The sequence below is a fragment of the Flavobacterium sp. CG_23.5 genome, assembly GCF_017875765.1.
Classification (GTDB): domain Bacteria; phylum Bacteroidota; class Bacteroidia; order Flavobacteriales; family Flavobacteriaceae; genus Flavobacterium.
Map to the genome: position 1 here is coordinate 2,686,675 of NZ_JAGGNA010000001.1, position 13,675 is coordinate 2,700,349.

Annotated in this window: 14 protein-coding genes; 8 read left to right on the forward strand and 6 right to left on the reverse strand. The window is 33.8% G+C overall.

Going from position 1 to position 13,675, the window contains the following annotated elements:
- Window positions 1-191: 191 nt before the first annotated feature.
- Both H4V97_RS11615 and H4V97_RS11620 read left to right on the forward strand, forming a co-directional pair.
- Window positions 192-1,517: a M16 family metallopeptidase gene (locus tag H4V97_RS11615; protein ID WP_209549789.1), complete on the forward strand. Its 1,326-nt coding sequence runs from the start codon at window positions 192-194 to the stop codon at window positions 1,515-1,517.
- An 11-nt stretch (window positions 1,518-1,528) separates the two neighbouring features.
- The gene (locus H4V97_RS11620; protein WP_209549790.1) at window positions 1,529-3,577 is read left to right on the forward strand and encodes a M16 family metallopeptidase; all 2,049 of its coding nucleotides are present in this window, start codon (window positions 1,529-1,531) and stop codon (window positions 3,575-3,577) included.
- 82 nt (window positions 3,578-3,659) lie between these two features.
- On the opposite strand, the gene H4V97_RS11625 is transcribed toward H4V97_RS11620, so the two are convergent.
- The gene (locus H4V97_RS11625) at window positions 3,660-4,526 is read right to left on the reverse strand and encodes a DMT family transporter (protein ID WP_209549791.1); all 867 of its coding nucleotides are present in this window, start codon (window positions 4,524-4,526) and stop codon (window positions 3,660-3,662) included.
- 105 nt (window positions 4,527-4,631) lie between these two features.
- Here H4V97_RS11625 and H4V97_RS11630 point away from each other — a divergent pair, with 105 nt between their 5' ends.
- A complete protein-coding gene (locus H4V97_RS11630; RefSeq protein WP_209549792.1) occupies window positions 4,632-5,015 on the forward strand; it encodes a heavy-metal-associated domain-containing protein in 384 nt (127 codons plus the stop codon).
- Window positions 5,016-5,184: 169 nt separating this feature from the next.
- Here the strand turns inward: H4V97_RS11630 and gldD are convergent, their stop codons facing one another.
- From gldD to mutY, 4 genes are all read right to left on the reverse strand, one after another.
- A complete protein-coding gene (gene gldD, locus H4V97_RS11635) occupies window positions 5,185-5,748 on the reverse strand; it encodes a gliding motility lipoprotein GldD (protein WP_209549793.1) in 564 nt (187 codons plus the stop codon).
- 90 nt (window positions 5,749-5,838) lie between these two features.
- On the reverse strand, window positions 5,839-7,134 hold the full coding sequence (locus H4V97_RS11640) for a gliding motility-associated protein GldE (protein ID WP_196850015.1): 1,296 nt from the start codon (window positions 7,132-7,134) through the stop codon (window positions 5,839-5,841).
- Between the two features lie 23 nt (window positions 7,135-7,157).
- On the reverse strand, window positions 7,158-7,598 hold the full coding sequence (locus tag H4V97_RS11645; RefSeq protein ID WP_209549794.1) for a single-stranded DNA-binding protein: 441 nt from the start codon (window positions 7,596-7,598) through the stop codon (window positions 7,158-7,160).
- A gap of 50 nt (window positions 7,599-7,648) precedes the next feature.
- Window positions 7,649-8,683 carry an A/G-specific adenine glycosylase gene (gene mutY, locus H4V97_RS11650; RefSeq protein WP_209549795.1) on the reverse strand — a complete coding sequence of 345 codons (1,035 nt, stop codon included), beginning with the start codon at window positions 8,681-8,683 and terminating at the stop codon, window positions 7,649-7,651.
- Between the two features lie 103 nt (window positions 8,684-8,786).
- Between mutY and H4V97_RS11655 the strand changes: the two genes are divergently transcribed.
- The 4 genes from H4V97_RS11655 to H4V97_RS11670 all read left to right on the forward strand — a co-directional run bounded on the left by H4V97_RS11655 (window position 8,787) and on the right by H4V97_RS11670 (window position 12,169).
- Complete coding sequence (locus tag H4V97_RS11655; RefSeq protein ID WP_262487700.1) at window positions 8,787-9,107, forward strand: HU family DNA-binding protein; 321 nt, start codon at window positions 8,787-8,789, stop codon at window positions 9,105-9,107.
- A 418-nt stretch (window positions 9,108-9,525) separates the two neighbouring features.
- The gene (locus H4V97_RS11660; protein ID WP_196850012.1) at window positions 9,526-11,070 is read left to right on the forward strand and encodes a ribonuclease E/G; all 1,545 of its coding nucleotides are present in this window, start codon (window positions 9,526-9,528) and stop codon (window positions 11,068-11,070) included.
- Window positions 11,071-11,519: 449 nt separating this feature from the next.
- Window positions 11,520-11,762 carry a DUF6364 family protein gene (locus H4V97_RS11665; protein ID WP_209549796.1) on the forward strand — a complete coding sequence of 81 codons (243 nt, stop codon included), beginning with the start codon at window positions 11,520-11,522 and terminating at the stop codon, window positions 11,760-11,762.
- Complete coding sequence (locus H4V97_RS11670) at window positions 11,762-12,169, forward strand: type II toxin-antitoxin system VapC family toxin (RefSeq protein WP_209549797.1); 408 nt, start codon at window positions 11,762-11,764, stop codon at window positions 12,167-12,169. The genes H4V97_RS11665 and H4V97_RS11670 overlap by 1 nt, the downstream gene beginning before the upstream one ends.
- A gap of 19 nt (window positions 12,170-12,188) precedes the next feature.
- On the opposite strand, the gene H4V97_RS11675 is transcribed toward H4V97_RS11670, so the two are convergent.
- The gene (locus H4V97_RS11675) at window positions 12,189-12,632 is read right to left on the reverse strand and encodes a nucleoside deaminase (protein WP_209549798.1); all 444 of its coding nucleotides are present in this window, start codon (window positions 12,630-12,632) and stop codon (window positions 12,189-12,191) included.
- A gap of 63 nt (window positions 12,633-12,695) precedes the next feature.
- On the opposite strand from H4V97_RS11675, the gene H4V97_RS11680 reads away from it, so the two are divergent.
- Window positions 12,696-13,673 carry a hypothetical protein gene (locus H4V97_RS11680; RefSeq protein WP_196850006.1) on the forward strand — a complete coding sequence of 326 codons (978 nt, stop codon included), beginning with the start codon at window positions 12,696-12,698 and terminating at the stop codon, window positions 13,671-13,673.
- Window positions 13,674-13,675 lie beyond the last annotated feature (2 nt).

Here is a 13,675-nt window from a genome sequence, read left to right on the forward strand (position 1 = left end):
GCTACAAAGGCTTTCCATCAAATTTAATGATGGAGAGCCTTTTTTTATTGTTTTAGCAAATAAAGAGACCCACTACTTATTTAATTTATCTACTGCCGGAAAAAGACGTAAAATCTTATGAAAAAAGTTCGTTTTAGTGTAACAATACAGTTTAAAACACGACCTATAGGCAAATCAACCGATTAACATTTATGAAAAAATCAATAATGGCGTTAAGCGCCACACTTTTGCTTGGCGGAGCCGTTTCTGCACAAAAAGTAGCTTTCGAAGAATACAATCTAGACAATGGTTTACATGTTATTTTACAAAACGACCCTTCGGCTCCAGTTGTGATAACATCAGTAATGTATCATGTAGGCGCTAAAGATGAAAATCCTAAAAGGACTGGTTTTGCTCACTTTTTCGAACATTTATTATTTGAAGGTACTGAGAACATCAAGCGTGGAGAATGGTTTAAAATTGTCACCGGAAATGGAGGGACAAATAACGCCAATACCACCGAAGACCGCACGTACTACTACGAAATATTCCCTTCTAACAATCTTGAATTAGGATTATGGATGGAATCTGAAAGAATGTTACATCCTGTAATTAACAAAATTGGTGTTGATACTCAAAATGAGGTTGTCAAAGAGGAAAAAAGATTGCGCTATGACAACAGTCCTTATGGACAAATGATTCCTGAGGTAAAGAAAAAAATGTTCACAAAACATCCTTACCGCTGGACTACTATTGGTTCAATGGATCATTTAGATGCTGCAAAACTGGAGGAATTTCAAGACTTCAATAAGAAATTTTACATCCCGAACAACGCAGTGCTTGTAATAGCTGGAGACTTTAACGCCGATCAGACTAAAGAATGGGTACAAAAATACTTTGGCGCCATAAAAAAGGGAACTGCTATTGAAAGAGAGACTTTTGTAGAAGAACCAATAACCCAAACCATCAAAGCAAAATTTGAGGATGGAAACATTCAAATCCCAATGGTAGTGGCTGCTTACAGAACTCCATCGATGAAAACTCGTGATGCCAGAGTTTTGGATTTTATATCAACAATCTTAAGTGACGGTAAAAGTTCAAGATTATACAAAAAAATAGTTGACGACAAAAAAATGGCCTTGCAAATTGGTGCATTTAGCTATAGTCAGGAAGATTACGGAACGTATATTCTGTATGGTTTACCTCAAGCACCAAGGACATCTGAGAACATCCTAACCGAAATTGATTCTGAAATCGTAAAACTACAGACCGAATTAATTTCTGACAAGGAGTTACAAAAGCTTCAGAACAAGTATGAGAATCAATACGTAAACAGCAATGCCTCTATTGACGGAGTAGCAGATAATCTGGCCACTTTCTATATGCTTTACAAAGACGTAAACTTAATCAATACCGAAATTGAGATGTACCGCAGCATTACTCCGGAAGAGATTAGAACTGTTGCAAAAAAATATCTAAATCCTAACCAAAGATTAGTATTAGATTATGTTCCATCATCAGACAAAGCCAAAAAATAATACAGACCATCATGAAAAAAACAATATATATACTATCAAGTCTATTTTTGACTTTAGTTTTGCAAGCACAAGTAATCCCGCAACCAAAACCTACAGCTCCTCCGACAATTAAAATCGGTAAATCCAATAATTTTGAGCTTAAAAACGGACTGAAAGTAATGGTAGTGGAAAATCATAAACTGCCTCGAGTTTCCTATAGCCTTAGCTTAGACAACATGCCTTATGCGGAAGGAGACAAAAAAGGAGTAGCAGATATTACAAGCCAACTTATCGGAAGTGGAACGACGAAAACATCAAAAGATGCCTTTAATGAAGAAGTTGATTTTTTAGGGGCAAATATTAATTTTAATGCAAAAGGTGCTTCTGCCAGCGGATTGTCTAAATATTCTGGAAGAATATTAGAATTAATGGCTGATGGCGCATTGAACACCATATTTACGCAAGAAGAATTTGATAAAATAAAAGCAAAGCTTTTAGAAGGAATAAAAACACAGGAAAAAAGCGTCGCTGCCGTTGCTGGACGAGTGGAAGATGTTTTGGCATTTGGAGTAAATCATCCTTCAGGTGAGTTTTTAAGTGCGGAAAGTATTAACAAAGTTACTTTAAAGGATGTTGTTGCAAACTACAAAACTAATTTCGTTCCTGGAAATGCTTACTTGGTTGTAGTAGGCGATGTCAATACGAAAGAAGTAAAAAAAATGGTTGAAAAACTTTTTAGCTCTTGGACCAAAGCAAGTGCGCCTAAGATTATATATCCTGATCCTAAAAACGTGCAACAAACTCAGATTGATTTTGTAGATATGCCAAACGCAGTTCAGTCTGAAATCTCAGTGGTAAATACAATCAATTTAAAAATTACCGACAAACAATATTTTGCTGCAATTTTAGCCAATCAGATTCTTGGCGGTGGCGGAGAAGGAAGGTTATTTTTAAACTTACGCGAAAAACACGGATGGACATATGGAGCTTATTCGGATGTAGGATTCGGTAAATACGTAGAAAAATTTCGTTCTTCAACATCAGTACGAAATGCTGTAACGGATAGTTCAGTAGTTGAAATTTTAAGCGAATTAAAAAAAATCAGAACAGAATTAGTAACTGCTAACGATTTGAAAAATGCAAAAGCAAAATACATTGGTACCTTTGTAATGCAAGTTCAAAAACCATCTACAGTAGCGCGCTACGCGTTAAATACTGAAACACAAAATTTGCCTGCTGATTTTTACGAAAACTATATTAAAAATATAAATGCAGTAACGGTAGAAGACATTAAAAGCGTAGCTAACCGCTTTTTCTTAGCGGATAATATCAGAATAGTGGTTGTAGGTAAAGGATCTGAGGTAGCTCCTTCACTGGAGAAACTAAAAATTCCAATGTTCTATTTTGATAAATACGGAAAGGCAATTGAAAAACCAATTTTCAAAAAAGATATGCCAGCAGGCGTAACCATTAAGAGTGTCTTAGATAAGTACATTGTTGCCATAGGTGGAGAAAAAGCCGTAAAAGCGGTAAAAACAATCGCTATGGTGGGTTCAACAGTAATACCTCAAGCACCATCACCTTTAACTTTTACTTCAAAAGCAGATGCGAAAGGTAAATTAAATGTAGAGTTAGCCATGGGAACCATGAGTCTTATGAAACAAGTAGTTAATGAAACTAGTGCTTATGTGCTACAACAAGGACAACGAAAAGACTTTACAGGAGCTGAGTTGGTTGAAATGAAAAACAGCGCAGTCCTATTCGAAGAATTACTATTGGATAAAAAAGATGGTGTAACACTTGCGGGTATTGAAACTATTAATGGTAAAGATACTTATGCCATTAAGGACGGTAAAACTACGCTGTATTATGATATGACTACAGGTTTAAAACTGGCAAACTCAAAAACAATGGATCAAGGAGGTAAGTCTATTACTCAAGTAACTAACTTTAGTGATTACAGAGACGTTAAAGGAGTGAAAGTTCCTTTTAATATCATCCAGAATGTTGGCTTTGAATTGGATATCAAAATCAACGAAGTAAAAATCAACGAAGGAGTTACCGACGCAGATTTCAAATAATCAAATCCTGAAATAAACAAGAAAGGCTGTCTTAAACGACAGCCTTTCTTGTTTTATAAAACATTCTATATTATTGTAAACTTTATTTTTTGGCAGACAAATAAACGCCAATCAAAATAATAAATGCTCCAAAAAACTGAACAGGAGTTAGCATTTCATTGTCTAGCAATCCCCAAAAGAAAGCAACTATCGGAATTAAATACGTTACCGAAGTGGCAAAAACAGGCGAAGACATTTGAATCAGTTTAAAGAAAAGAATATTAGCAATTCCAGTTCCTACAACTCCTAAAATCATAATGAACAAAATCGAATGTTGCACTTTGGCGATATGTATTACTTCAAAAAAGCCAGAAAAAGATAAAATAAGCAATGTAGGTAGAAGCAAAAACGCAAAATTTCCAGTAGTAATACTCAGCGGACTTAAATCAGATAAATATTTTTTCAGCAAATTGACATTTATAGCATAACAAACAGAAGCAATTATAACCAAAATAGCATAATAATAGTTTTGCTCCGGATGGTTTATTGCTCCGTTAAAAACCAACAGCATACTTCCCAAAAGTCCTATAAAAACTCCCCAAACCTGACTTCTTTTGAAATTTATTCCAAAAACTATCGCTCCCAAAATCAACGTGTTTAATGGAGTCAAAGAATTTAGAATCGCCGTTATGGAACTGTCTATTTCTGTTTCGGCAATGGCAAAAAGATAGGCAGGAATAAAGGTGCCAAACATAGAAGTCAGCGCAATGTATTTCCATTTTTGCTTCGGGATTTTCATCAGACTTCTAAAACCTATCAATAATAGAAAAATGGCTGCAAACAGAATTCGTAAAGAACCCAATTGTAACGCGCTTAATCCAATTAACCCTTTTTTTATCAATATAAATGAACTTCCCCATATCAGGGCAAGAATCATCAAGTAAACCCATTTCAATTGTCTTGCATTCATAAATCTAATTTTGCCCCAAAATTGTAATAATTTTATGAAATTCAGCTTCTTTTTTTTATTAATTTTACGACTGATTCTTAGATAATTAATTTAAATCCAATCCTAATGAATATCATAAAATCTATAGCAGTGGTAGCAATTGCAAGTTTTTTGTTTGTAAGTTGTAAAAAAAATGCTTCAGAAGCTTCTAAAACTGGAATGGTAACAACAGAAACTACTGCTCCTAACGTTAAAAAAGAAATTGCATTCGCTAATTTGCAAACTGCAAGTTTCAAAGTGGAAGGGATGACGTGTGCTATTGGTTGCGCCAAAACCATACAAGATGAATTGACGGGACTTAATGGGGTGCAAACAGCAACTGTAGATTTTGATAAAAAATTGGCCACAGTGACTTTCGACAAAACCATTCAGACTCCTGAAAGCCTAACCAAAGTAGTTCAAGCTACAGGCGATGGTAAAACATACAAAGTTTCAAATATGAAGTCATAATTAGACTATTCCATTTTCAAAAAAAGCTTCTCAATTGAGAAGCTTTTTTTATTGAACCATATAAGAAATTGAAGGTCATTTAAGAAAGTTTTGAATGACAGCTGTCGATAAGCTTATTTGTACTTAAATGTCTTATATGGTTGAATTTTTTTATTGAACTTTCTAAAAATTATTTCCACTTCAAGGTTTCCATCAGTCTTTGCATGTCGTTTCTAACATAACTTGCCGCTGGCATAATAGAATCAAAGTTGGGTTTAGCATAGAAATAAACGGAACCTGTCACAAAATGCTTGGTGCTATCGGTTACGTAAAATTGCGAATTGGTAGCCGCGTTTCCATCAACCTGATAAAACATACCATATACTTTTTTGGTAGAATTCAAATACGGTTGTTCCAAAATATTATCTGCTTTTATGACGTGCTCGTAGGTTAGTTTTTGAGCATCACGCAACAATTTGGCGATATCATTGTTCACGGGTTTGTAAGTCAAATAAATTGTGGCTTTCATTTTTGGATACGAAATAGTAAACCCACAATCTTTCTCTCCTTTGATCACAGCTTCTGAATTCATATCGAAAGCAAAAGGACATTCGTTTTCAAAACTTACATATTTTGCCTCTGGATAATCCAATCTCAAATAACTAGCTGGCTTCGGCAAAACATCATCTTTGCAGCTAAAACTTAAGAACGATACCAACATGATTGTTGAAAAAGGGATTATTTTTTTAAACATTTCTATTCTAATTTATTTAATCTTTTATTTTTCAAAAGAAACATATTCCGCAATGATTCCCGTTCTTTCGGAGTGGGTTAGAGGGAGAAATTATTCAATTGTTACTTTGATTTGTTTGATGCGTTTTTTATCTACCGTTTCAATGGTAAACTGGCAGTTTTCAAAAGCTATTTTTTGATCCTTTTTAGGGAAATTGCCTAGTATTTCGAGAATAAACCCAGCCAGGGTTTCGGCTTCTCCTTTTTTAATTTCAAATGATTCTTCGTCAACATCAATAATTCTGTAGAAATCTTTTAGATTTATTTTTCCTTCAAAAAGATAATTTTTGTCATCAATTTGGGAACAAAAACTATTTTCATCATCGAATTCATCACTAATATCGCCCACAATTTCTTCGATTACATCTTCCAGTGAAACTAATCCGGAAGTTCCGCCGTACTCATCAACAACAATTGCTAAATGACCTTTCTTACTTTGGAAATCTTTAAGCAAATTGTCCAATTTTTTATTTTCGGGAACAAAAAATGGTTCTCTTAATAAAGTCTTCCAGTCGAAATCACTGGTGTTGATATGTGGTAACAAGTCTTTCACAAATAAAACGCCTTCAATCTGGTCAATATTGTCTCTATAAACTGGAATTCTTGAATATCCTTTTTCTATGATTTTGGGACAAATAGCAGCGAAAGGTTCTTCAATTTCTAAAGCAAAAATATCTATTCTCGGGCTCATCACTTGTTTCGTATCCGTATTTCCAAAACTCACAATTCCTTCTAATATTTTTTGTTCTTCGGTTGAGGTTTCGTCTGAATCAGTAAGTTCTAATGCTTGTGACAATTGATTGACGGAGAAATTGGTCTTTTGTTTTCCTAATTTATTATGCAAATATATCGTGGCGGATCGCATGGGTAAACTCAAAGGCGAAAGCAATTTGTCAAGGGCTGCAATAGGATAAGCAATCAACTTGGCAAACTTGATATTGTTTCTGCTGGCATACACTTTTGGTAAAACCTCACCAAACAACAACAGTAAAAAAGTTACGACAATTACTTCCAGAATAAATTTTAAAACTGGCGAAGTGACTGCGGCAAATAAATTTTTTCCCACAAATGAAAATAAAATTACCACTCCTATGTTGATGAAATTATTAGCTACAAGAAGTGTGGCTAACAATTTTTTGGGTTTTTCAAGAAGATCTGATATTATTTTTCCTTTGGAAACATTTTCTTGTAAGGTTACATCGATGTCTTTTTGTGACAACGAAAACAAGGCTACTTCTGCTCCGGAAACTAAAGCAGAACAAAATAGTAAGGCAAATATCCCAATAAAACCAAATACTAAATCAGTATCAATGGCATAGGAAAAGAATAAACTGGGCTCTGGGTCCAAATTAAATAAGATTAGTTAAACAATCAAAACGGTAAATCATTGATAGGTAAATCGCTTTTTTGTGTGTCAAAGTTAGTGTTTTTTGTGGATTCCGAACTTTGAATTTGTTTGTTGTTGTCGTTGTCCTTCTTTGTGGATAAAAAAGTAAACTCCATTACTAGAATTTCGGTCGTGTATTTAGTTGATCCATCCTCCGCTTGCCACTGACGGGATTTTAAACGTCCCTCCACATATATTTTGTCCCCCTTGGAAAGGTATTTTTCACAAATTTCGGCGGCCTTATTTCGTACCACTAAATTATGCCACTCGGTAGAAGTGATTTTTTCGTTGGTCGTTTTATTGATGTAAACGTCGTTTGTTGCCAATTGAAATCTTCCGATACAGTTGCCTCCTTCAAAATAATGCATTTTGACTTCGTCACCTAAATGCCCTATTAGCATCACCTTATTTAAAGTTCCATTCATGATATTCAAATCCTATTTCAATCAAAGATACATTTTTTTGCAATCTTATATTATTCCTTTTCTATAAAATTGTGAATCACAATGGGGAAAGGAAATGTTTTTAAAGTGTCATTATTTATTCCGTTTTCAATGCTTCCGTTTAGATTGACTTTCCAAAACTTGATATGCAAATGTTGATGTGATAATTTATGGATTATACTTTTCTCGTTATCTTCTAATATGCTTACAACGGTATTGTCCTTAAAATATTCAGTTTCTATTTGCTCAGAGATAAAATCGAAATTCTCTTCCTTTTCTGTTTCTATCAAAGGGAATTCATATAAGTTATGCCAAATGCCTTTTGCGATTCGTTTTTGAATTATCGTATTGTCCTTTTCATCTGCAACAACTAAATAATTAAAGTAACGGTTGCGAACTTTTAACTTTTTAGACTTTACTGGTAATTGATCTACTTTCTTTTTTTGTAAAGCAGCGCAACTTTCGTTAAAAACGCAAATTCCACAATTCGGACTCTTGGGAACACATTGCAAAGCACCAAACTCCATTATTGCCTGATTGAAAATAGCGGGATTAGCTTTTGGCATTAATTCGAAAGCCAAAGCAGCGAATTCTTTTTTGGCGGAAGCCTGAGCAATATCTGTTTCAATGTCAAAATAACGGGACAAAACGCGAAACACATTTCCGTCAACAACGGGAACTGCTTCGTTGTAAGAAAAAGAAGCAATTGCCGCTGCGGTGTATTCTCCAACTCCTTTCAGTTTCAGTAAATCAGAATAATTGCCTGGGAAAATTCCGTCTAAATCAGAAGCGATGTATTGAGCCGTTTTATGTAGATTTCGGGCACGGGAATAATAACCCAATCCCTGCCAAAGTTTTAATACTTGTTCTTCACTTGCTGCGGCGAGATCAAAAACAGTTGGAAAAGCAGTGGTGAACGATAAAAAATAAGGCATTCCTTGAGCTACTCGCGTCTGTTGTAACATGATTTCGGAGAGCCAAATGGGGTATGGATTGGTGGTGTTTCTCCATGGTAAATCCCGTTTATTTTGTAAATACCATTTTATCAATACGTTAGAAAAATTCATCTTTAAATATTAGACTGCAAAAGTAAAAGTTTATGTGATTAAAATTTAATGAATTAGCTTGAATAATTGTTTTTTAAATTCCTATATTTGCAAACTCAAAAAAATAGTACAACATAATATAATAGGAAAGAAAATGACGAAAGCAGATATCGTAGCAAAAATTTCAGAAAAACTAGGTCTTGAAAAAGGAGATGTTCAGGCAACTGTAGAGACTTTTATGAATGAAGTAAAAAATTCATTAGAAACTGGAGACAATGTTTATTTAAGAGGTTTTGGAAGTTTTATTGTAAAAACTAGAGCAGAAAAAACAGGTAGAAATATCTCAAAAAATACAACAATAAAAATTCCTGCACATAACATTCCTGCATTTAAACCTGCAAAAGTTTTTGTTGAAGGAGTAAAAATAAATAACGAAGCAAAATAACATAATTAATTAATCATAAAATCTTCAAGATATGCCAAGCGGTAAAAAAAGAAAGAGACATAAGGTAGCGACTCACAAACGTAAAAAAAGAGCGAGAGCTAACCGTCACAAAAAGAAAAAGTAGTTTTAAACTACTTTTTTCTTTTTAAAAGTTCATTGAAATTGAAACGGAATGATTTAAGAATTAAGATTAACGATTGTAGATTGCAGATTTTTTTTAAAACATCTGAAATCGAGAATCAAAAATCGAGAATCAAAAATCTTTAAGTTTCCCCGGGTACAATACCTGTTAAAAATATTGTTTAATCCATCCTGACAATTCAGTTATGAGTTATGAGTTATGAGTTATGAGTTTTTTTTAAACTTTAAACCTGAAACTTTAAACCTAAAACTAAAAGTTCGGATAAAAATTTACAGCGTGAATAAAGAATTAATCATCCGATCCAGTTCTGAAGCAGTAGATTTTGCCTTATTAAAAGATGGAAAACTAATTGAATTACACAAACAGGAAGAAAAAAGCAACTTTCAAGTAGGCGATATTTTTATTGCCAAAATACGAAAACCAGTTGCCGGACTTAACGCTGCTTTTGTAAATGTAGGCTTCGAAAAAGATGCCTTTTTACATTATCACGATTTAGGACCCAATTTAGCTTCCCAATTGAAATTCATAAAACTTGTAAGCGCAGGTAAATTAAAAGATTTCTCCCTAAAAACCTTCCAGTTTGAAAAAGAAATAGACAAAGATGGTACTATTACTGATGTATTAAGTTCCAATCAATCTGTTTTAGTACAAGTCGTCAAAGAACCAATATCTACCAAAGGACCTAGAATTAGCGCTGAGCTTTCTCTAGCCGGACGTTTTATTGTTTTGGTTCCCTTTTCTGACCGTGTTTCTATTTCACAAAAAATAGAAGACAAAAAAGAAAAAGACCGTTTGAAACGACTCGTACAATCCATCAAACCAAAAGGATTTGGTGTTATTGTTCGCACAGTAGCCGAAGGCAAAAATACAGCCGAATTAGAAAAAGATTTGCAGAACCTGCTCAGCAGATGGACTGCAATGTGTAAAAAATTACCGACTGCTCATCATCCGTCCAAAGTATTAGGAGAACTCAACAGAGCCTCTTCGATATTAAGAGATGTATTTAATGATACCTTTAGTGGTATTCAAATTGATGATGAAGAGTTGTACAACCAAACGAAGGATTATTTGCAAGAAATTGCACCTTCAAAACAATCAATTGTTAAGTTTTATCAATCAAATGATACGCCTATTTTTGAGAAATACAACATAGAGAGACAAATCAAAACCTCCTTTGGGAAAACAGTTTCCATGAGTAAAGGGGCATATCTTATTATCGAACACACTGAAGCTTTGCACGTTATAGACGTGAACAGCGGAAACCGTTCTAATAAGGCCACTAATCAGGAAGACACCGCAATGGAAGTGAATATGATTGCCGCTGCCGAAATCGCCAGACAATTGCGTCTTCGTGATATGGGTGGTATCATAGTAGTGGATTTTATCGACATGTCAAATCCAGAAAATCGTAAAGTGTTGTTCGAATTCCTTAGGGAAGAAATGAGCGATGATAAAGCGAAACACAAAATCTTACCTCCTAGTAAATTTGGATTAGTCCAGATAACAAGACAAAGAGTAAGACCAGAAGTAAATATTAAAACCAGAGAAGAAGATCCAAACAATGAAAATGGCGAAATAGAAGCGCCAATTCAAATCATTGATAAAATAGGTTCTGATCTGGAAACAATTTTAAAAACCCACAATAAAGTCGTACTTAATGTACACCCGTTTGTGGCTGCATACCTCAGTAAAGGTTTTCCATCATTACGTTCAAAATGGTTTTTTGAACATAAAAAGTGGGTGAAAATCATACCTCGTGACGCTTACACGTATTTAGAATATCATTTCTACGATAAAAAAGGAAATGTTATTACATATTAAATCAAAACCGCCTTTCGCAAGATTGGCGGTTTTTTTGTGCCTTGTTGTCATTGCGAGGAACGAAGCAATCTAATCTGTAATTTTCATTTTATTTTTTTGGAGCTATTTCCGGCTATACTTTGCAATCTTTTATCCCTAAAAATCGGGATAAAAGGATTTTCACTACTATCCGGGCTAGGGAATTTGTGTATAAAAAATTATCTTCTTTTCTCAGCAAAAAAATGCAACATCATCTCCGAAGCTTCATTTGCTAAAACACCACGAACTACTTTCGTTTGGGGATGCAATTGCGTTCCCATTTTCATTACTTCCCACCCTTAAATTCTCAACTGCTAAAAAAAAATATTACATTAGACGCTAATATTGAGTGTAATAGAATAGAAAATTTAATAAAAAAAATTGCATATCACGTGATTAATTTATAATTTTACACGTAAATAAATTTCATCATGAATACTAAGCTCACTTTGAATATTGACCAAAATACAATTGAGGACGCTAAATTTTACGCTAAAAACAATAGCGTGAGTCTTTCTAAACTTATTGAGAATTATCTGCAGTCATTGACCAAAAAAGATGCTGAAAAGACTAAAGTAAGTCCGCTTGTAGAAAGTCTCACGGGAGTTATTTCGCTTGAAAACGATGATTACAAAAAAGAATATTCTGATTATTTATCAAAAAAATATTCTTAATGGAGAAATTATTGGTCGACACAAACATCGTAATCGATTTACTGTCAAAACGTGAAGGATTTTATAGAGAAGCACAGGAACTTTTTACCTTGGCAGATCACAATAAAGTAAAACTCTATATCTCTTCTTTGTCAATAGCAAACACCCATTATTTATTAGCAAGAAATCATAAATTAGATGAGGCAAGAAAAATCCTGATTAAGTTTAAAGTATTGGTAGAAGTTTTACCTATGGATGACAAAATTTTAGAATTGGCATTGGTTTCTGATTTCAAAGATTTTGAAGATGCCATTCAATACCATACCGCTTTAGAAAATGATTTGGATATTATTATCACCCGGAACAAGAAAGATTTTAAAAAATCTATTCTTCCCGTTTTGACCGCAAAAGAATATCTAAAAAAATAACGTTAAGAGAATTTTTTACCTACTTCCTTTTTTCCGCAAAAAAACGCAACATCAACTCTGAAGCTTCACTCGCTAAAACACCACGAACCACTTTAGTTTTAGGATGCAATTGCGTTCCCATTTTTACAAACCCGCGGTTTTCATCGCTTGCTCCGTAAACAATTTTAGAAATCTGACTCCAATATAAAGCACCGGCGCACATTTGGCAAGGTTCCAGTGTAACATAAAGCGTACAGCCTATTAAATATTTTCCACCAAGATAATTCGCCGCTGCAGTGATGGATTGCATTTCGGCATGAGCTGTTACATCGTTCAACAATTCGGTTAAATTATGGCTTCTTGCAATAACTGTATTGTCAATTACAATAATGGCACCAACAGGAATTTCGTCTTTGTCAAAAGCCATTTCGGCTTCCTGCAAAGCTTTTTTCATAAAATATTCGTCGGTGAAAAGATTTATCATACCTGCAAAAATACTATTTTGATATTATTTTTCATTACTTTTAATTCCTGCTACTAGAAAAATATGGAAAACAAATACAAAATCACTATTCCGGAACCGTGCCAAGAAGATTGGAATAAAATGTCTCCAAACGAAAACGGAAGATTTTGCAGTAGCTGTGCTAAAAATGTAGTCGATTTTACAACAATGCTGCCAGATGAAATTCAACGTTATTTTGCTACAAACAAAGATAACAGAATCTGTGGAAAATTCAGGAAATCCCAGTTAGACACTGTGACAATTCAAATTCCGAGTCGTGTTTTATATTCTCAGACACAATATCATAAAATATTTTTATTAGCCTTATTTATTTCCATGGGAACAACATTGTTTAGCTGTGCCGATAAAGAAGGAAATAAGCAAAAAATTGATAAAGTAGAGATTATTAAGGATACAACTGAAATCAAAACCATGACAGTTGGAATGTTATTACCTCCAAAATCAAATGACTCTTTACACCAAGTTGTACTACCGCCACCACCAAAAATTAATCAGTTGAAATTTAAACAACCAAAAACTATTAAATGTGGAGCGGTAAAATCTAAAAAAGAAGAAAAAACTATAAATGAAAATAATGTCATCTACGAAGATAATGCTTTCTATGGAGGCATAGGAATTAGTGTGTATCCAGATTATATAGGTGGTATGTCTAAGTTTTATTCTTTTGTTAAAGATAATTTTAAAGTTCCTAAATATGATAAAAACTTAAAAGGTGAAATTGTAACTTCTTTTATTATTGAAAAAGATGGAAGATTAAACGATGTGAAAATTATTAAAGGAATAGGAGTTACAAGTAGTGAGGAATTATCCGGAGTTTTAAATTCTTCTTCAAAATGGTACCCTGGAGAAGAGAACGGTAAAAAAAGAAATTGTGAATTTCAGTTATTGCTTACAATTATACCAGACACCATTAAAAAGTCTTTTTTGAGAACCAAAATTATACCGAAGGTTGATATTATTCAAATTAAGAGAATTACAAAGTATGAAAACGACAAGTTATAACA

What these genes read in the sequence shown, in the direction of transcription:
- H4V97_RS11620 (WP_209549790.1), top strand. Translation starts at nt 1,529, where the DNA reads ATGAAAAAAACAATATATATACTATCAAGTCTATTTTTGACTTTAGTT.
- H4V97_RS11645 (WP_209549794.1), bottom strand. Translation starts at nt 7,598, where the DNA reads ATGAATGGAACTTTAAATAAGGTGATGCTAATAGGGCATTTAGGTGAC.
- gldD (WP_209549793.1), bottom strand. Translation starts at nt 5,748, where the DNA reads ATGTTTAAAAAAATAATCCCTTTTTCAACAATCATGTTGGTATCGTTC.
- H4V97_RS11665 (WP_209549796.1), top strand. Translation starts at nt 11,520, where the DNA reads ATGAATACTAAGCTCACTTTGAATATTGACCAAAATACAATTGAGGAC.
- H4V97_RS11625 (WP_209549791.1), bottom strand. Translation starts at nt 4,526, where the DNA reads ATGAATGCAAGACAATTGAAATGGGTTTACTTGATGATTCTTGCCCTG.
- mutY (WP_209549795.1), bottom strand. Translation starts at nt 8,683, where the DNA reads ATGAATTTTTCTAACGTATTGATAAAATGGTATTTACAAAATAAACGG.
- H4V97_RS11630 (WP_209549792.1), top strand. Translation starts at nt 4,632, where the DNA reads ATGAATATCATAAAATCTATAGCAGTGGTAGCAATTGCAAGTTTTTTG.
- H4V97_RS11615 (WP_209549789.1), top strand. Translation starts at nt 192, where the DNA reads ATGAAAAAATCAATAATGGCGTTAAGCGCCACACTTTTGCTTGGCGGA.
- H4V97_RS11670 (WP_209549797.1), top strand. Translation starts at nt 11,762, where the DNA reads ATGGAGAAATTATTGGTCGACACAAACATCGTAATCGATTTACTGTCA.
- H4V97_RS11675 (WP_209549798.1), bottom strand. Translation starts at nt 12,632, where the DNA reads ATGATAAATCTTTTCACCGACGAATATTTTATGAAAAAAGCTTTGCAG.
- H4V97_RS11680 (WP_196850006.1), top strand. Translation starts at nt 12,696, where the DNA reads ATGGAAAACAAATACAAAATCACTATTCCGGAACCGTGCCAAGAAGAT.